Annotated in this window: 20 protein-coding genes and 3 pseudogenes; 13 read left to right on the top strand and 10 right to left on the bottom strand. The window is 38.9% G+C overall.

The features are described 5' to 3' along the window. The first annotated feature begins 98 nt into the window (after positions 1-98). The gene (locus PWP39_RS04795; RefSeq protein ID WP_288072929.1) at positions 99-893 is read left to right on the top strand and encodes a damage-control phosphatase ARMT1 family protein; all 795 of its coding nucleotides are present in this window, start codon (positions 99-101) and stop codon (positions 891-893) included. Here the strand turns inward: PWP39_RS04795 and PWP39_RS04790 are convergent. Beyond that, the gene (locus tag PWP39_RS04790) at positions 890-1,513 is read right to left on the bottom strand and encodes a hypothetical protein (protein WP_011012734.1); all 624 of its coding nucleotides are present in this window, start codon (positions 1,511-1,513) and stop codon (positions 890-892) included. The genes PWP39_RS04795 and PWP39_RS04790 overlap by 4 nt on opposite strands. 56 nt (positions 1,514-1,569) lie before the next feature. Between PWP39_RS04790 and PWP39_RS04785 the strand changes: the two genes are divergently transcribed. The 4 genes from PWP39_RS04785 (at position 1,570) to PWP39_RS04770 (ending at position 5,239) form a co-directional block, all read left to right on the top strand. Further along, on the top strand, positions 1,570-2,325 hold the full coding sequence (locus PWP39_RS04785; RefSeq protein WP_014835447.1) for a PfkB family carbohydrate kinase: 756 nt from the start codon (positions 1,570-1,572) through the stop codon (positions 2,323-2,325). 58 nt (positions 2,326-2,383) lie between these two features. Next, positions 2,384-2,893, top strand: coding sequence for an NUDIX domain-containing protein (locus tag PWP39_RS04780; protein WP_011012736.1), 510 nt, complete (start codon positions 2,384-2,386; stop codon positions 2,891-2,893). A gap of 41 nt (positions 2,894-2,934) precedes the next feature. Continuing rightward, positions 2,935-3,771, top strand: coding sequence for a M55 family metallopeptidase (locus PWP39_RS04775; protein WP_011012737.1), 837 nt, complete (start codon positions 2,935-2,937; stop codon positions 3,769-3,771). A 127-nt stretch (positions 3,772-3,898) separates the two neighbouring features. Then, a complete protein-coding gene (locus PWP39_RS04770; protein ID WP_288072925.1) occupies positions 3,899-5,239 on the top strand; it encodes a TrpB-like pyridoxal phosphate-dependent enzyme in 1,341 nt (446 codons plus the stop codon). Here the strand turns inward: PWP39_RS04770 and prf1 are convergent. Then, positions 5,213-6,466: a peptide chain release factor aRF-1 gene (prf1, locus tag PWP39_RS04765; RefSeq protein ID WP_288072923.1), complete on the bottom strand. Its 1,254-nt coding sequence runs from the start codon at positions 6,464-6,466 to the stop codon at positions 5,213-5,215. The two genes, PWP39_RS04770 and prf1, sit on opposite strands and share 27 nt — an antisense overlap. Positions 6,467-6,551: 85 nt before the next feature. On the opposite strand from prf1, the gene PWP39_RS04760 reads away from it, so the two are divergent. The 5 genes from PWP39_RS04760 to PWP39_RS04740 are packed head-to-tail and all read left to right on the top strand — an operon-like array spanning position 6,552 to position 9,589. Beyond that, positions 6,552-7,415, top strand: a complete 864-nt coding sequence (locus PWP39_RS04760) for a glycosyltransferase family 2 protein (protein WP_288072921.1) — start codon at positions 6,552-6,554, stop codon at positions 7,413-7,415. 13 nt (positions 7,416-7,428) lie between these two features. After that, positions 7,429-7,791, top strand: coding sequence for a DUF2304 domain-containing protein (locus tag PWP39_RS04755; protein ID WP_288072919.1), 363 nt, complete (start codon positions 7,429-7,431; stop codon positions 7,789-7,791). A 35-nt stretch (positions 7,792-7,826) separates the two neighbouring features. After that, positions 7,827-8,195 (top strand): BlaI/MecI/CopY family transcriptional regulator, encoded by a 369-nt coding sequence (locus PWP39_RS04750; protein WP_288072917.1) that lies wholly within the window; start codon positions 7,827-7,829, stop codon positions 8,193-8,195. 30 nt (positions 8,196-8,225) lie between these two features. Beyond that, positions 8,226-8,993, top strand: coding sequence for a M48 family metallopeptidase (locus tag PWP39_RS04745; RefSeq protein WP_288072915.1), 768 nt, complete (start codon positions 8,226-8,228; stop codon positions 8,991-8,993). Positions 8,994-9,031: 38 nt separating this feature from the next. Further along, the gene (locus PWP39_RS04740) at positions 9,032-9,589 is read left to right on the top strand and encodes a deoxycytidylate deaminase (RefSeq protein WP_288072913.1); all 558 of its coding nucleotides are present in this window, start codon (positions 9,032-9,034) and stop codon (positions 9,587-9,589) included. Here PWP39_RS04740 and uppS read toward each other — a convergent pair. From uppS to PWP39_RS04705, 7 genes and pseudogenes are all read right to left on the bottom strand, one after another. Then, a pseudogene (gene uppS / locus PWP39_RS04735) lies at positions 9,586-10,381 on the bottom strand (polyprenyl diphosphate synthase). The gene PWP39_RS04740 and the pseudogene uppS overlap by 4 nt on opposite strands. Next, positions 10,378-10,899 (bottom strand): gamma carbonic anhydrase family protein, encoded by a 522-nt coding sequence (locus PWP39_RS04730; RefSeq protein WP_288072911.1) that lies wholly within the window; start codon positions 10,897-10,899, stop codon positions 10,378-10,380. The pseudogene uppS and the gene PWP39_RS04730 overlap by 4 nt, the downstream one beginning before the upstream one ends. A gap of 126 nt (positions 10,900-11,025) precedes the next feature. Continuing rightward, positions 11,026-11,451, bottom strand: coding sequence for an HTH-type transcriptional regulator LrpA (gene lrpA, locus PWP39_RS04725; RefSeq protein WP_288072909.1), 426 nt, complete (start codon positions 11,449-11,451; stop codon positions 11,026-11,028). A gap of 97 nt (positions 11,452-11,548) precedes the next feature. After that, complete coding sequence (gdhA, locus tag PWP39_RS04720; RefSeq protein WP_288072907.1) at positions 11,549-12,811, bottom strand: glutamate dehydrogenase; 1,263 nt, start codon at positions 12,809-12,811, stop codon at positions 11,549-11,551. A 282-nt stretch (positions 12,812-13,093) separates the two neighbouring features. Beyond that, positions 13,094-14,377 carry a cation:proton antiporter gene (locus PWP39_RS04715; RefSeq protein ID WP_288072905.1) on the bottom strand — a complete coding sequence of 428 codons (1,284 nt, stop codon included), beginning with the start codon at positions 14,375-14,377 and terminating at the stop codon, positions 13,094-13,096. Then, positions 14,378-14,857 carry a CBS domain-containing protein gene (locus PWP39_RS04710; RefSeq protein WP_288072903.1) on the bottom strand — a complete coding sequence of 160 codons (480 nt, stop codon included), beginning with the start codon at positions 14,855-14,857 and terminating at the stop codon, positions 14,378-14,380. Between the two features lie 2 nt (positions 14,858-14,859). Continuing rightward, positions 14,860-15,087, bottom strand: coding sequence for a MoaD/ThiS family protein (locus PWP39_RS04705; protein WP_288072901.1), 228 nt, complete (start codon positions 15,085-15,087; stop codon positions 14,860-14,862). 48 nt (positions 15,088-15,135) lie between these two features. On the opposite strand from PWP39_RS04705, the gene PWP39_RS04700 reads away from it, so the two are divergent. Beyond that, positions 15,136-15,783, top strand: coding sequence for a glycosyltransferase family 2 protein (locus PWP39_RS04700; RefSeq protein ID WP_288072899.1), 648 nt, complete (start codon positions 15,136-15,138; stop codon positions 15,781-15,783). Between the two features lie 16 nt (positions 15,784-15,799). Then, positions 15,800-17,311 carry an AMP phosphorylase gene (locus tag PWP39_RS04695; protein WP_288072897.1) on the top strand — a complete coding sequence of 504 codons (1,512 nt, stop codon included), beginning with the start codon at positions 15,800-15,802 and terminating at the stop codon, positions 17,309-17,311. Positions 17,312-17,313: 2 nt separating this feature from the next. Here the strand turns inward: PWP39_RS04695 and PWP39_RS04690 are convergent. Continuing rightward, a pseudogene (locus PWP39_RS04690) lies at positions 17,314-17,711 on the bottom strand (DUF2095 domain-containing protein). Positions 17,712-18,020: 309 nt separating this feature from the next. On the opposite strand from PWP39_RS04690, the pseudogene minD reads away from it, so the two are divergent. Then, positions 18,021-18,443: pseudogene (gene minD / locus PWP39_RS04685) on the top strand (cell division ATPase MinD); the annotation flags it as partial. Between the last annotated feature and the right edge of the window lie 91 nt (positions 18,444-18,534).

The raw sequence follows: 18,534 nt of genomic DNA, 5'->3' as shown, positions 1-18,534 counted from the left end.
AGAGGATCTCCAACAAAAAAAATGTTTTCGGTAATAATAATGAAGGCCAATATGAATGCCTAGCATGTATAGCAAATCAATGCCAAAGAATAGCCGAGATGGCAACAGAAGACTTAAATTTTAGAAAGCAAGGGATGATACTCGCATCAAAGCTAATTGCTAATGAATATCATGAAAAAGCAATTCCAGCAATTGCTGGTAGTAGAATTTTTGTAGAGCTCTACAAATTCTTTGGAAGTGAGGATCCCTTTAAGAAATACAAGGAACTATCCAGAAAAAAGGCAAAAATCGTTGTAGATACTCTTAAGGCAAAGATAAAGATCGACATAGAAACGGCAATAAAGCTGGCAATTTTAGGAAATGTGATAGATTTTGCCGTTGGATTTTCCCCAGAAGACCTTGAAAAACAAATAGAGGAGATGCTAGATAAACCCTTGTACATCGATGAAAGAGATGAGTTAATAAAAGAAGTGAGAAAAGCAAAACAAATTCTATACCTTACAGACAATGTAGGTGAGCATTTGTTTGACAAGATTTTAATAGAGGAAATAAAGAGAACATCTAATGCTGAGATATACATTGCTGGAAAGGAAAAGCCAATAATAAATGACGTAACAGTTGAAGATTTAATTCGAGATGGTTTTGAAGCTTTGGGGAAGGTAGTATCTATTGGGACTCAAATAGTGGGAGTACCTTTAAATGAGGTTTCCCAGGAATTTAGAGAAGTTTACGAGAATTCTGATGTCATTATAGCGAAAGGACAGGGAAATTTTGAAACCTTAAGTGAGGTTAAAGATGAAAGAATATTCTTCCTGCTCAAAGCAAAGTGTCCAGCTGTAGCTAGAGAGTTAAAAGTTCCCAGGGGAAGCTTAATATGTAAAAGAAACGGCTAACTCCCTCCAAAGAGTTTTTCTAACTCTTCATCTTCAACATCTTCTTCCATGTATCCTAGCTCTTTTTTCTGGAGCTCTATTAATCCGGGAGTCAGGAGAAGCTTCCCATTCACTTTTGGAACAGCATAGTGCAAAGTTATCTCACTAAACTCGTCAAGCTTTATTGTCGGACTCTCTACATACTCTATCTCTTCAAGTCTTTTCCCCTCAGAAATTAGCTTTGCAATTATTGAAGCTCCGTCAATTGAGAACTGCACACTTCCTATGTGCCTCGCCTTTGCACCTTCAATTTTAGATGTTATGAATTCCTTAGTTTTTCCTGTAAATTCAAAATCCCCCAGTATTCCTCCAACTACAATCAAGGAGTCTTCTTCAATATCTTCAGGCTTTAGTTCCTCTTCTGCAAATGGATCAAGAATGATTAGCTTGGACTTGTCAAAAGGTAACTTTGTCACGCTTTCAGCAACAACACTACCAATCTCGGCCAGAATCTTTCGTTCTTCTGGCTCTTTAACATTGGTAAATATTAGCTTATCCCCCCACCACTGAGCAGTGTGTCTATACTCAAGCAGTAACCACTCACTTATCTTTTCTAAATGCTCAATTATCAGGTAAGGCATGATGTGGTGTTAAAAAGAATCCTTTTAAATTTACCTAATGCCAAATAAGAGTAGACATGAGGATTGGAGTAATAGGAAACTTGACAATCGATATAGTTAATGGGAATAGAAAGCCTGGGGGAGGGGCATATTATTCTGGACTAGTATTATCGAAATTTGCGAAGGTAACGATATATACAAAAATAGGGCCAGAATACCCTAAAGAGTGGATTGAAAATATAGAAAGCTTCACCAAAGTTGTGCCATTTGAAGGAAGCTCAACCACAACTTTTGAGCTCCTATATTCTGGGGACAGAAGGGAGATTAAAGTAGTCTCTAAGGGAGATAAATTCACTTACGAGGAGCTTGAGACAGTCAGTGAGAAAGAGGTAATCATAAATCCGGTCGCGAACGAAATAAAACCTAAAAATGTTTATATGTTTGAAAGACCATCCTTAGATATCCAAGGATTCGTTAGACAGCTTGATAGAGTTGTAACATTGAAAAGAATTGAAGGGAAATTTTTGGAAAACGCGTTTGTTGTTCATGCTTCAAAGGAAGAATACTCAATGATAAAAAACCCAGGAACTCCAGAAATTTTAGCTATTACGGATGGGTCAAAAGAAGGAGTAGTAATAACAAAAGGTGAGAAAATTAAATTTATACCAAAACAAATCGATGTTAAAGACCCAACTGGTGCTGGCGACTGCTTCTTAGCTCTTCTCGCTTATAGTGCTAGAAGATATAACTTACAAAAGGCCATTGAATTTACACTGGATGAAACTGCAAAGTTTTTGAAGTTAGGACTAGAGAAGTATTTAGAGGAGCAATGATGAAGCCTCGATTGGCTGATTTGATGATTGGGAGGGACTTGGCTGAGCGGTGATTAAAATGGATAGGTATGTGCTCCTTGTGAAGGCTCCAAAGGAATATGATATTTCAAAATTTAGAGAGGAAGTTGAAAAAATAGCAAAAGATTATGGGCTTAAAGTAGAGGCACACAAGTGCATTGGAGTTACAGTAGACATAGTGATTATTCACAATGGCAACATTGTCCTCATAGAGAGGAAAAACGACCCATACAAGGGATATTTGGCACTCCCAGGAGGCTTTGTTGAGTATGGGGAGAAGGTGGAAGAAGCAGCAATAAGAGAAGCAAAAGAAGAAACTGGATTAGATGTTAAGTTGTTGAGAGTTGTAGGAGTTTATTCAGATCCCAATCGAGATCCCAGGGGTCATACAATAACGGTTGCGTTTTTGGCCATTGGCCTGGGAGAACCAAAGGCTGGAGATGATGCAAAGAAAGTTCACCTAATCCCAATTGAAGAAATTGAAAAAATAAAAGCAAAGCTGGCTTTTGACCACGCTAAGATTATAGAAGATGCCTTAACGCTAAGATAAACATAAAAATGGACAGAGATAATTTATTTCGGTGAAATATCATGAAGGCCTTCATATCTATAGATTTAGAGGGGCTTCCCTACATCGTTAGTAGGGAGCATCTATTTGTAAAGGGAGCCCTATATAATGAGGCCCGAAAAATCGCCACAAAAATTGCAAAAATTGCTGCAGAAAAGTTACACGAGGAAGGATTTGAGGAAATAGTAATAGCAGATTCTCACGGCCCTATGGTGAATATAATACCTGAGGAAATGCCAAGTTATGTTTCCATAGTTAGAGGATTTCCCAGGCCTTTAAGTATGGTGGCATTTGGAAAAGGCTCAGATATTGCAATCTTCTTGGGTTACCATGCCAAAGCCGGGACGAGTTTTGCAACCTTTGACCACACCTACAGTGGAGCCACAATTGACAAGATAATCATTAGCGGCATTGAAGTTAGTGAGTTCCTTTTAAATTCCATGGTGCTCGGAGAGTGGGGAGTGCCAATAGGGCTTGTTGCAGGAGATGAGGCGTTAAAAGAAGATTTAAAATACGTCCCCTGGGCTGAGTTTATCCCCCTCAAAAAGGCTAGTGGGAGGTATTCGGCCCTGAGCCCCTCTATGGAAGCAATAGAGAAAGAGCTAAAAGCAGGGATTAAGAGAGCTGTTGAAAAGTTAAACAACAAAGAGTTAAGGGCCTTTAAAATAGAAACTCCAGTTGACGTTGAGATAAGATTCCTCAATAGTGCATATGCAGAAGTTGCAGATCTTCTCCCAGGTGTTGAAAGAATAGATGGAAAAACAATTCGATTCACCGCAAACACTGTAGAGGATGCATACAAAATTATGGAGGTTTTGACATTAGCTGCTGCAGGGGTTTCTTACATCGTGTCTAGATAGGTCTACCTATCCAAACTTTTATTATTTCTCTCCTTTTGGTTATTTCTTGATGTCTATGGGTGGTCGTTTTTGGTAGAATCGTGAACTTGTTTCAACTGCATGCCTCCAATTCTAGGAGGGAGTTTAGATGAAGGTAGTTCTTCCAGACGGTAGAATACCTAGGAGATGGTATAATATACTCCCCGATTTACCGGAACCCTTAGCTCCCCCATTGGATCCAGAGACAAATGAACCCGTAGACCCCAAGAAGTTGGAGAGGATATTTGCGAAAGAACTAGTTAAGCAGGAAATGAGCACAAAGAGATACATAAAAATTCCCGAAGAAGTTAGAAAGATGTATTCTAAAATAGGGAGGCCTACACCTCTTTTCAGAGCTACAAACCTCGAAAAATACCTAAATACTCCTGCAAGGATTTACTTCAAGTTTGAGGGAGCAACAGTTACAGGAAGCCACAAAATCAATACTGCCTTAGCTCAGGCATATTATGCAAAGAAGGAAGGAATAGAGAGGCTAGTTACTGAAACTGGAGCTGGTCAATGGGGAACTGCATTGAGCTTGGCTGGAGCCTTGATGGGCATTAAGGTTAGAGTATATATGGCAAGAGCAAGTTACGAGCAGAAGCCATATAGAAAAGTTTTAATGAGGATTTATGGAGCAGAGGTATTCCCAAGTCCCAGCGAGAATACTGAAATAGGAAAAAGATTCCTAAGTGAAAATCCAAACCACCCAGGAAGCTTAGGTATTGCAATTAGTGAGGCAATAGAAGATGTACTAAAAGATGAAAAGGCAAGATACTCCCTAGGAAGTGTTCTAAACCACGTACTAATGCATCAAACGGTAATTGGACTTGAAGCAAAGCAGCAAATGGAAGAGTTTGAGGAGCCCGATGTTATAATAGGATGTGTTGGTGGAGGAAGCAACTTTGCCGGTCTTGCTTATCCCTTTGTAAAAGAAGTCCTTGACGGAGACAATGAATACGAATTTATAGCAGTAGAGCCAAAAGCTGCTCCTTCAATGACTAGAGGAGTCTACACTTACGATTTTGGGGATTCTGGAGAGCTAACCCCTAAGTTAAAGATGCATACTCTTGGGCATAGATACCATGTTCCCCCCATACATGCTGGAGGATTAAGATATCACGGAGTTGCACCTACTTTAAGTGTACTCGTTAACAATGGAATCGTTAAGCCAATAGCTTACCATCAAACAGAAGTTTTTGAAGCTGCAGCGTTATTTGCTAAGCTTGAAGGTATTGTTCCAGCTCCAGAAAGTGCCCATGCAATAAAGGCTGCGATAGATAAAGCTATTGAGGCTAAAAAAGAAGGAAAAGAAATTGTCATCTTGTTCAACTTAAGCGGCCACGGCCTACTAGATCTCCATGGATACGAAGAATACTTGGAGGGAAGGCTCCAAGACTACGAGCCTAAAGATCTTCCCATCTCAAATGCCTTGAATCTTAAATCTTAAGATTGCTCCAAGACCTCCAAAAGCTCTATAAAACTGCTGGCCTTCCTCAGTATCAAGAGATATTATTTCAACATTTGATCCAGCTTCCTCTGCAATTTTTATTAACTCCTCAGCCACTTCCCACTTTTCAAAGGTAAGATTCTGGCTTCTACACTTTGGACATATCTGTATTTTCTTTTTGTATGCTTCGTACTCCTCTTCACTCATTGTCCTCAGCTCTTCCCATCCACAGTTGTTACACTTGACGTGAACCCTAACTTTGTCATAGCCTTCACTAATAAGGAGCGTATCCACAGCTCCAAGCTCAAGGGCCTTTCTTACTTCTCTCTCACCGTAGGTAGCTAGGCCAGTATCCTTTACTATGTGCTTTAGGAATTCATTAACAAGATTTCTCTCTCTTATGACTTCATGGTCTCTCAAAATGTCTGCAGCTTTTGCAACTAATTCTCTCAATCCATATTCTCCGTGGTAGCTTATATCAACAACGCCAATTATTTTCTTTTTGAGCTCGTGGTGGAGATAATCTCCTTCTACAAACTCTTCTTTAGTTGGGCCTGGTCCCCCTACAATTATTCCTTTTAACTCCCCACTTTCTAACAGAGGGAGGAATATCCTATTTGCGTGCTCTCCAATTCTCTTCATGAACTCGTGGGTTTCTTGCTCTCTAATTCGCTCATATCTTCGAGCCGACTGACCTCCAGCCCTTGTCTTTCCTGGGACGTTCGAAGTTAATTCATCAAGAACTTCTATTCTCTTTCCTCTTAGAATTCCTATTGTGGATTCATTTTTTTCCACTGTTATTAATCCGTAGGCCTCCTTTACTCTCAACATCTCTTCAAGAGGTTCTGTAACAAACGTTTGATCACATCGATAAAGTCTCACGTTTAACGGTTCAGGAGGAATTATTGCCCAAAGCCTTATGTCAGTAACTCCTTCCATTTCACTCACGTTACCAACAAATAGAGCTAACCCGTTCTCTGGTGTTTGCTTGTAAAGCTTGAGATGTTGCATTGCCCTCTCGAGAGCCCCTAGCACATTTTTCCTCGTTGTTTTTGATTTTATGTTCTGAGCTGTGCTATATTCCTCTCTAAGTTGTTGCATAACTTTACTTAGATCATATCCAGCTGGAATGTAAAGAGAGATGAGCTCTGTACCTCTCCCTCTTATTTTTTTCAACTCATCAATCTTTTTCTTTAACTCATAAAGTTGAGCGTCACGATAAGTCATAACTCTCACCTCATTAAACCTCTTTATCGCGTCTAAAACTTTAAAAATTGGCTGATTTATAAAGGTTTGGCATTTGGTGAAAGACATGATCCTGAGAGAAGTTCAATTACTCTCGGAGGATCCAGAGATAATAAACCTTTTGAAGCGATTAGGAATTAAAATCGGAAAAGACGAAGATCTTCCAAAAATAGGAAAGTATTTCATCGAATTTCAGGGAATTCGATATGAGGGAAATTCTTTTAGAGAGCTTGAAAACATTCTCTCCAACCTCTTAAGTACCTACGTAGTTGTCCCTGCATATAACGAAGAAAAAACTATAGGAAAAGTCTTAGACGAACTTTTGACAGTTTTTCCCAGGGAGAGAATAATTGTAGTCAATGACGGAAGTGAAGATAGAACGGAAGAGATTGCAAAGAGTAAGGGAGTGCGTGTTTTAACTCATGTAATCAACAGAGGATTGGGAGGGGCCCTTGGAACTGGAATAGAATATGCTATAAAGAAAGGAGCAAAAATTATTGTAACTTTCGACGCTGATGGTCAACATCTTGTCGAAGACGCTTTAAAAGTTATGAAACCTGTGGTAGAAGGAAAAGCTGAACTGGCAATAGGAAGTAGGTTAAAAGGGGACATCTCTCAAATGCCACTTGTAAAGAAAATTGGGAACATCGGTCTCGATATAATCACCGCAATATTTTCTGGAAAGTACGTCTCTGACACGCAGAGTGGTCTTAGGGCATTTTCCAGAAGGTGTGCAGAAAAGGTAAAAATTACATGTGACAGATATGCAGTTTCCAGTGAAATAATAGTGAAAGCTACAAAAAACAAATGTAGAATTGTAGAGGTTCCTATAAAAGCAATCTACACAGAATATTCAAAGAAAAAAGGAACAAATATACTTGAAGGTATAAAGATAGCATTTAACTTGTTTATTGACATATTTAGGAAATGAGGAGGTGTGTAAAATGTATACTATTCAGCTAATTGCCATAATAGTTTTGATTTGGATGGCCGGAGTTGTTGTTTATCAATACTATAAGAAGCATTTCGAAATTTTTGAGTTAGTTACTTGGTTGTTTTTTATCGGAATATTATTCATAATAGCCCTTGAACCCGTTAAGATATCCATGGAAATAAAAGACTTACTCGGGCTTGGTAGAGGACTTGATGCCCTTCTTGTCCTGGGAATTGGAGGAAGTTATCTGCTACTCTTCAAGCTATATCTTGAGATAGATAGGTTAGAAAGAGAGATAACTACGTTAACAAGAAAAATTACATTTAAGTTTGATGAAATTGAGGAAGTGCTAAAAAAGGACAGAAAACAATAAAAAAGTGACAAGGTAATTATAGGTGAGGGATGAATATGGAACCTGTGGAATTTAAGCTAAATCAAAGAGGCATAAAATCAATTCTCCCTACAATGGAAGCAGAAATCATGGAGTACATGTGGGAAATTAAAGAAGCAACGGCAGGAGAAGTTTACGAGTACATGAAAACAAAGTATCCCGAGATTAGACGTTCTACTGTGAGCATATTAATGAATAGGTTGTGTGAAAGAGGCCTCCTAAAGAGGAGAATGGAAAAGGGAAAGGGTGGAATTAGGTACGTCTACTCAATAACAACAACAAGAGAAGAATTTGAAAGAAAAGTTGTTGAAAGGATTTTTGAATCTCTTATGATGAATTTTAGAGAAGCCACATTCGCATATCTTTCAAAAATTAACAAGAAGTGAAGAACATGCTACTATTGTGGGGGAGTAATCTTGCTCCATATTGTCACAAATTTAATGGCATTTGGAGTTCTTAAGGGGTTATCTATTACCATGTTGTCAGCCCTATTAACGTTTCTTATGTATAAAATCTCACTCAAAATTAATTTACCTGTAAAAAGGTATTCAAAAATTCAATGGGAGGATATCCCTTGGTTATATGACGGAATAGCTAGAATGGTAAATCGTGCAAAGATATCAATGCCAAACATTTATATTGAAGACAATCCTCTTCCAACAGCGTATTCCTTCGAAAATTCCATAGTAATCTCAGCAGGCTTGTTAGATGTTCTTAATGAAGATGAAGTATTAGCAGTTGCCGCTCATGAAATAGGGCACTTGAAAAATGGAGACACTGTGATATTCCCTCTGGCAAAATACTACAAATACATTATGGGTGGAACAACAATACTAACGATGTCTCTTGTAGAAAGTGAACGTATAAGATTCTTAGCTGGTTTGGCTTATCTTGCCTATGTGTTACTTCTAAATAAGTTCCTTAGGAGTAGAGAATTTAAAGCTGATCATGTTGCTCTAAGAATAGTCGAAGTTCCATACGCCCTCAAAACTGCCCTAGAAGAGCTAAAATATTATGAAGAAGTTATTAATGGAAGATTGCCACTACCAACAATTAGACCCTCTGTCAAAAGAAAAGAAGAACAGAAGACATCTTGGGTTTTTGTGAGCACTCATCCTAGCTATGATGAAAGAATAGCAAAAATAATGGCAATAGTTGATATGTACAGAACCTTGGAGATTTAGGAAAAATATTTTTAATTTGCTGTAGATTACGCTTAAACATGAGCATTGAAATATTTCTCGACAAGGAGAAAGCCGAGAAACTCAAAAAAATTCGACCTACAAAGGATGAATACTTTATGCTCATAGCAAAACTTGTCTCACTTAGGGCCACCTGTCCCAGGTTAAGGGTTGGAGCAGTTGCAGTAAAAGACGGATATATTTTAGCCACTGGATACAATGGGGCTCCAAGAAGCATGGATCACTGTATAGACAAGGGATGTATATTGGTCAACGGACATTGTCATAGAGCAGTTCATGCAGAGCAAAACGTTATAGCTATGGCTGCCAGAAAGGGAATAAGCCTGGAAGGAGCTACTTTGTACGTGACTCATTTTCCCTGCGATACTTGTTTTAAATTACTCATAAATGCAGGGATAAAGGAAATAGTCTACGAGGAGATGTACCCAAATGAAGTAACAGAGATGCTCCTTAAAGAGGCTCAAGAAAAGGGATTAATTAGAATAAGACAGTTTAAATTGCCAAAAGAGAGGGTCTTGCAGTTTTTAGAAGAGTTATTTCCAGAATTCTGTGGCTGCAAAAATGGAGAAAAAGACTAACGTCCAAATCTTCTTTCTCTCTTTTGGAATTCTCTGATTATTCTTAAAAAGTCTATTTTTCTGAATTCTGGAAAGTACACATCGACAAAAAACAGTTCACTATATGCGATTTGGTATAGCAAGAAATTGCTTATTCTTACCTCCCCTCCAGTTCTTATAACAATGTCTGGGTCTGGCATATTAGGGACATACAAGTACTTCCTCACAATTTCTTCATTTATGTCTTCAGGCTTTAATTTTCCATCCAATACATCATTAACGATGTCTTTTATTGCATCTACAATTTCACTTCTTCCCCCATAGGCCAAAGCAATGTTTAAGAAGTAATTGTTGTATTTCCTTGTAACTCTCTCTGCTTCTTCTGCAGCTTCTCTTACGTTCTTTGGAAGAAGATCCTTTCTGCCCATAACATTTACTCTAATTCCATATTCGTGAACTCTTTTATCGGTAACTAACTCTCTAAATTTCTCTTCAAAGAGTTTCATAAGTCTATTAACTTCCTCCTTTGATCTCTTGAAGTTTTCCGTTGAAAATGCGTAAACTGTTAGTATCCTTATCCCTAGCTCATGACACCACTCGACTATTTCCTCAAGCTTCTTTGAACCAAAAAAAGTGTCCATACCAAGGAGGTTTCTCTCTTTTTCGAGCCCATCTTCTATTTCCATCCATAATTATGGCTACGTGTTTTGGAATAACTCCCGCCTTAACTTTCTCCAAGAGGTATCTCTCATACAAGTTATATGCAGGTTTAAAAAAAATTGAAGGTATATGAGAAATTATCCTGTAAATCATATCCTTTTTCTCCCCTTTATATGTTTTTCAGCAAGCTCCATATATATCTCCGCATTCTTTTTTGTCCACTCTATTTCTTCTTCGCTAAGTTGCCTTACTACTTTGCCCGGTACTCCTATTACCAAGCTGTAATCTGGGATTTCCTTGTTGGGTGGCACTAGAGCTCCAGCCCCAATAATTACATGATTCCCAATCTTTGCACCATCAAGGATTATTGCTCCCATCCCAATTATAACATAGTTTCCAATTTTTGCTCCATGAACAACTGCATTATGCCCTATTGTAACATATTCTCCTATCTCTGTAGGATATCCATGAGAAGTATGGATGCTCACATTATCTTGAATGTTTGAGTATTTCCCAACGTATATCCTTTCAACGTCTCCTCTTAGCACAGCTGAAGGCCACACACTTGTCTTTTCTTCCAGCACAACATCTCCAATGATTACTGCATTCTCATCAACGTAAGCTGTAGGGTGAATTTTTGGCTTTATACCATTTATTTCATACACGGCCATTTTAACTCCCCATCATAACATAAGAAAGAATGCATTTTTAAACCTTTTAATTATAATGCAAATAGGCGATGAAGATAATTTCGCTAGCCGAAAAATACGATGAGGAGTACCCTCGCAACTGAGCCATTACTTAAGCTTCTCCAATATTATAGCAGGACAAACTTTAGTAACTCCCTCAATTTTTCCAATTTTATTTGAAACTATCTCCGCCAAATCTTCTCCGTCCTTAGCCCATATGATGGCCATAATCATGTGATCTCCGCTGGAGAGATACAGCTCCTTAACGAAGTCATATTCCTTTAGTTTTTCTGCAACTTCAAAGATTTTTTCCGGTTTTGTGTCGATTCCAGTAATTGTTATTAGAGAATAACCCAACTTCTTGGGGTTGATTTTTATTGTATAGCCCTCAATTATTCCCTTTTCTTCAAGAGCTTTGACCCTTTTCCTCACAGCAGTCTCGCTAATGCCTAATTTCTTTGCAATTTCAGTGAAGGGAGTTCTTGCATCTTTTTCCAACATTTCAATTATAATCTTGTCTCTCTCATCAATCATTTTTCGAACCACCTAGGTATAATATCAGCACTAAGAATATATAAAGTTATGCCTCATAAAGAAGAATTTAGAAGAAGAGAAAGAAAGTGTAGAGGAATCAGTGCTTAACCCATCCACGATCAAGCATTGCTCTATAAACTCTCTGAACTGCGACAACGTAAGCTGCATCTCTCATGTGTATGTTCTTCTCCTTTGCTGTGTTGTAGACGTCGTAGAATGCCCTTGTCATCTTCTTGTCGAGTCTCTCTCTAACCTCTTCAATTGTCCAGTAGTAACCAGTTATGTTCTGTACCCACTCGAAGTAGCTCACCGTAACTCCACCAGCATTACATAGGAAGTCTGGGATCTGAAGGATTCCCTTCTCGAATAGTATCTCATCAGCTTCTGGAGTAACTGGACCGTTTGCCACTTCTGCGACAATCTTAGCCTTAATATTGTCTGCGTTCTTCTTAGTTATCACTTCTTCTATAGCTGCTGGAGCGAGAACATCAACCTCAAGCTCGAGTAGCTCTTCATTTGTTATGTTAGTTGCTCCTGGGAAGTCCTTAACGCTTCCGTGCTCTTGCTTCCACTTGAGAACCTCATCAGCGTTAAGACCATCGGGGTTGTATATTCCACCCCTGCTGTCACTCACAGCTACAACTTTCATTCCAAAGTCTTCACTCATGATCTTTGCAAGATAGTAACCTGCGTTACCATAACCTTGGATTGCTATTGTCTTGCCCTTGAGAGTGTCCCATCCAAGAACCTTCGCGGCCTCTCTAATTGTGTAGCTTGCACCCCTTGCAGTTGCCTCAATTCTTCCAAGTGATCCACCAATGCTAAGAGGCTTTCCAGTAATAATTCCAAAGGCTGGTGTCTTTCTCCTGCTTATCGTCTCGTACTCATCCATCATCCATGCCATTATTTGTGGGTTTGTATAAACATCAGGGGCAGGAATGTCTTCATATGGGCTAATGACATCGTAAATTGCCCTAATGTAACCTCTCGCAAGTCTCTCCTTCTCCCTATCTGAGAGCTTCCTTGGATCTACAATAATTCCACCCTTACCCCCACCATATGGAAGATCCATAACAGCGGTCTTCCAGGTCATCCAAGCTGCAAGAGCTTTAACGGTGCTAAGGGTTTCTTCTGGATGCCATCTAATTCCACCCTTAGTAGGACCCCTAGCCCAGTTGTGTTGGACTCTAAAGCCAGTGAAAACTTTCACAGACCCATCATCCATCTCAACTGGAATCGTGACCTCAACTATTCTTTGAGGCCTCTTTAAGAACTCAAGAGCTTCTTCACTTATTTCCATATATTGGGCAGCCCTTTCAAGCTGCTTAACGGCAATTTCATAAGGGTCTTGCTCAACCATGTTCATCCCTCCAAATTAGGTGATTGGCGATACATTTTTGGGCAATAGTCTATATAAAGCTTTCGGTAAATAGGAGTGGAAATCCTTTTGTTCATTTGATTAGGCCCAAAGAATGTAAAATTCAAAAATATAAAGGTGTTCCTTAAATTTCTTCAAGAAAAAAGGAAGAATACAAACAATTTTACATACATCAATGCACATAATAGAGCTATAGTGTTGGAAATTTTCAGAGCCCCTCAGTGGGAAGTCGGTCATCACCAAGTCAGCTCACTCCATCTCCAATCATCGGGTATTTCTCCTTTTACTCTCTATTTTCTCCTTCCTATTTTCGAGTAATAACTTTTTCTGTGCTAAGATCTCTTCTCGGAACGCCCACTTTAATAATGGGGGAGTTATGAGAACTGAAATTGTTATAAAGATCAATGTTGCCGCTATAAACTTTGGAACATCATCAGGAGAGATTGCACCGCCATGGATAGCCACCATTAGATTAATCAATGCAACTTCAGTTCTTGGAATGGATCCTATTCCCATTTGAAGGGACATTCTAAAGTTTTCCCTAGTGAATAGAAAAGCTTTCCCCCTCCCCCAGGCAGTTATCCAAGCTCCAAAGCCCCTTCCAGCTACCTTACCCACTATTGCAATTACACTAAGAACTACAGCCAGCTTAATTGCTTCGATGTTCTCAAAAACCTTAAAGTTTAGCATCGCTCCAGTATGGACAAAGAATATTGGAATAAGTAATCCATAACCAATGCTCCTTACCTCCTCTAGAAGTCTCTTACCTTCAGCAGTCTTAGAGAGTATTAACCCCATCATAAATGCTCCTTCAATTGCAGCTGTAAACCATTCTTCAGCCAGAGCTGAGAATAGTAACATCATTCCCAAGATTAGTCCTAAGACACCTTTTTCAACTCCAAGCTTTTCCGCAAATTTCAAATAGTGGTCAATAAAGTACCATCCAATAACTCCTGTAATTAAGAAAAAAACAATGATTTTTATCCCAAGTTTCAGGAGTGAATCTGAACCTACGGCAAATATTATTAGAGCGATACCTAGGAAATCATCAATAACACTAGCGCTTAATGATGCAGCACCAACTTCACTCCTTAAAACTCCTAGATCCATCATGACCCTAACCGTTAATCCTATACTTGTGGCGGTAAGAAGTACTCCTCCAGCAAATGCTTCTTTATTGTCATACCCCAACCACCTAAGTCCCAGGTATCCCAGAATCAATGGAACGAAAACTCCCAGAATAGTGGATGTAACAGCTGTTACTCCAGTTCTTCTTATTAAGGTTAGATCCGTATCAAGAGCTCCCAAAAACAACAAGAACACTACTCCAAGTTTTGCCATGAAGTCTATAACTTCACTTGAGCCAGCTGTTATAGGCAAATATTTACTACTAACAACTCCAAAATATACCAAATTTCCAAGAATAATTCCCATTAATAACTCTCCTAGCACTCCTGGGAGTTCAAATCTCTCAAGTAGAGAATCTCCTATTTTAGCTAGAATAAGAGATATGCCTAGTGTAAACAGTACCCATGCTGTTGCTTCCATTTACCCACCACCTACCCTTACTAGTCTAAGAAATTCATTTATTAAGATCCTTAGGCTAATTTCTCCCTTAAGTTTTCCTTCCTGGTCAATTAAGGCTAAAATTTGGACTTTATACTTTTTCATTTTTTCAAGGGCTTCAAGTACTGTTGCGTCTTCATTTATCGTTAGGAAATTTCTCTCCATTATGTCTCCTGCTTTTTCGGCCCCACCTAAGATTGACTTAAAGACTGAACTTACTGCACCAAATCTTGCCTGCTTGGGAGGAAGAAAAATGTCTATCACATCGAGATATCGAATTAACCCGACTAACTTCATTTCTCTTTTATTATTGACAACCCAAACATGGTGTCTTGTTCTTAATAGCTTTAGAACATCAACAATTGGAGAATTTTCCTCAACTATAGGCATTTGAGAGCAAGGAGGAGTTAATTGACTAAGTTTCATTGAATGAAAGGCGTTAAGTGCTCTTTCTAAATCCATATTTATCCCCCACTCGGAACAGGCATTATCTTTACAAAATCATCATCTGAAACTTCAGCGTCCTCTCTGGCAATTTTTCCATTAATTATTATGATTTTTTCCCTAATTTCGTCAAACCTGGGAATCACTTCCCTCAAAACTTCTCCAACTTGTCTTTTTCCAGCAATACGAACTTCAACTTCTTCAGCTCCTGCAAGGTGAGCAAAAACGCCCATTAATTTTATTTTCATTAGCCCTCACCACTAAACCTTTATACTCTATTAATTAAATTCTTTTCCATGTTTGGAAAATACAAGGTGTCCATAATAATTCCAGCATATAATGAAGAGAAACGAATTGGTAATGTTTTAGCAAGAATACCAGATTTTGTTGATGAAGTCATCGTGATTGACGATGGTAGCTCTGACGCCACTTATGAAATAGCCAGAAGATATGCAGACAAAGTAGTGAAGTTAAACAAAAATATGGGAAAAGGAGCTGCTCTCAGAGAGGGACTTAAGCATGCAAGTGGCGATATTATTGTTTTTATGGATGCAGACGGTCAACATGATCCAGAAGAGATATCAAAACTTCTAGAACCCATAATCAAGGATAAGGCAGATTTTGTGATTGGGAAAAGGATCATTAAGGCTGGAAAAAGACCTCTGCCCAGGAAGCTAAGCAACTTTATAACAACAGCTTTAATTAGATTAAAGACTAAGCAGAGAATTGAGGATAGTCAAAGTGGGTTTAGAGCAATAAGAAGAGAATTTGTTCCCGAAATCACAAGCGATAGATACGAGGTAGAAACAGAGGTTTTAATTAAAGCAGCAAAAAAAGGCGCAAGAATTACAGAAGTTCCAGTCTCAACTAGATATGATCTGGAAACGGGAAAGTTTAGGCTTGAGGATATTATAAGATTCCTAATTGCCCTTATAAGATCCTAATTTGGGGGTGAATTACTTGAGGGGAAAAATTAAAATTTTAGATATAGAAGCAGGAAATCTTGCCATTTTTATAAATCCAGAAGACGCAAAACAATGGAGAATCCATCCAACTGATCTTGTGAAGATTGAAAGTGGGAAGAGATCCATTTATGGAAGTGCTTTTATAGGAAACATTGTTGAAAAGGGAGAAATTGGAATATCAAAAGATGTTCTCTCAATTTATCAATTTTCAAGCGGAGAAATCGTTTCCCTAATCCCTGCGGGAACTCCTGAAAGTGTTAAATACATAAAGAAAAAGATGAGAGGAGAAAAACTGAAAAAAGTAGAAATTGAGACAATAGTAAGGGATATCGTCGATAGAAAACTTAGAAACACTGAAATTAGCGCGTTTGTTAGTACAATAGAAATAAATGGCCTTGATATGGAAGAAATTGCTGCTCTAACGATTGCAATGGCAGAAACTGGAGATATGCTGGACATAGAAAGAAAGCCAATAATGGATATTCACAGCATTGGGGGCGTACCTGGGAACAAAACTAATGTTATAGTCGTCCCCATAGTAGCGGCTGCAGGCCTAACAATCCCCAAGACAAGTTCAAGAGCAATTACAAGTGCAGCAGGAACAGCCGATGTAGTGGAAGTTTTAACGAATGTTACGCTGACTCTTGAAGAAATAAAGAGAATAGTGGAAAAAATTGGGGCCTGCCTAGTTTGGGGAGGTGCTCTAAATTTAGCCCCAGCAGATGACTTGATGATACACGTAGAAAGAAGGTTAAGTTTGGATCCACGAGGTCTAATGCTTGCCAGTATAATGGCCAAAAAGTATGCCATCGGAAGTCAATACATACTCATTGACATTCCCACAGGAAAGGGAGCAAAGGTGGAGAGTGTGGAAGAGGCTAGGTCTCTTGCAAGAGATTTCATAGAGTTAGGAAAGAGGCTAGGACAATATGTTGAGGTTGCAATTACCTATGGAGGCCAGCCCATAGGCTATACAGTCGGCCCAGCTTTAGAGGCTAAAGAGGCTCTCGAAACACTTATGACAGGTAAAGGCCCTGGAAGCTTAGTAGAAAAGGCCATAGGATTGGCAGGGTTACTTTTAGAGATGGGTGGAGCTGCTCCAAAAGGGAAGGGGAAGATAATTGCGAGGGAAATTCTAGAGAAAGGAAAAGCATATCAAAAGATGAGAGAGATTATAGAAGAGCAGGGAGGAGATCCAAATATAAAGCCAGAAGACATTCCGATAGGAGACAAAACATATACAATTCATGCCCAGACTAATGGTTACGTCACTGCAATCGACAACAAAGGAATTACTGCGATAGCAAGAGAAGCTGGAGCCCCAGAAGATAAAGGGGCTGGAATTAGACTTCACGTAAAAGTAGGAGATAAGGTAAAAGAGGGAGACCCACTATTCACAATACATGCAGAAAGTGAAAGTAGACTCGACAAAGCTATCGTTCTTGCAAGAAGGCTTGAGCCCATAAAGATAGAGGGTATGGTTCTGCAAGTTATTGAAAACCTATAACCCTAGTGTTTTCCATGTCTTTCATACCATCCCCACTCTTTTTCGGCCCAAACGCCCTAACTCCTTTATGAACTAAGGTCACCCTTAATTCTTTAGCCATTTCTGGAGTTATTTCCCCATGCTCTTCCATCCAATTAATTATCTCAAGAGCCTGCTCGTCAGTATCGCATCTCCTCAAAAAGTCAATTATTGTAGGGTTATACCCTGAAAAGTCTATTTTTCCTTCCTCTTCTTCCTCCTCCAAGACTTGGTACTCATCCAACCTAATTCCAGTAATCTCTATCTCCCTACCCTCTTCTAATTCACGAGCAAGAGCAGGGAAGCGTTGCCTAAATTCCTCTATATCATATTCTTGCCAAGGTAGCTCATCAATTGGTTTTTTCTTTTTCTTCTCCTCCATATACATTACCCTAAAGATAACCCATCAAACAATTCCTTATATGTTTTTGGTTTACATAACTTAGCTCCTAAAATTCAAAATCAGCACTTTCAAGGATACGCTTCTTTACAGAGAGTTAAGAAACGGCTCTCAACATTACATATTTTTGTTCAAAGTTCAAAAAGCTAAAAGTCCAAAAGCTTTCTGGTGAATAGTAGGTTCAAGTAATCCCTTATGAAGCCAAGCCAGAAAAAAGGAGAAAAGTATTTAATATGCTATGGTAATACCAAAATAGGCAAGTTGTATACATCCATGATGGAGGGACAAACGTTGGAAGGTAGATCAATAGTCTTTGCTTCTGGAAAAGGAGGAACCGGTAAAACAACAACGGTAGCTAATATAGGAGTAGCCCTAGCTCAATTCGGAAAAGATGTCATTCTAATAGATGCAGACATAACAATGGCAAACTTAAGCCTTATCCTAGGAATGGAAGATATACCAATAACTTTACACGATGTCTTAGCAGGGGAGGCAGAGCTGAAAGATGCCATCTATGAAGGACCTGCAGGAGTTAAAGTTATCCCAGGTGGTTTAAGTTTAGAAAAAGTAAAGAAAGCAAGACCTGAAAGACTTCGTGAATTAATTAGAGAGATAAGTCAAATGGGGGACTTCATACTTATCGACGCTCCTGCAGGATTAGAGTTAACGTCAGTTACAGCTCTTTTAATAGGTAAAGAGCTTATAGTCGATACTGTTAGGATAAGCGGTAGGGCGTTAGGTTTAAGTTTCTGATAATTTTTCAGAAAAAGAAGGGAGAGAAATGAAGGCTGAGAGCATTCTATAC

Source organism: Pyrococcus sp., from assembly GCF_030153625.1.
Classification (GTDB): Archaea; Methanobacteriota_B; Thermococci; order Thermococcales; family Thermococcaceae; genus Pyrococcus; species Pyrococcus furiosus.
The sequence above is the reverse complement of the archived record's forward strand: the minus strand, read 5'-3'. Positions and strand labels throughout refer to the sequence as shown.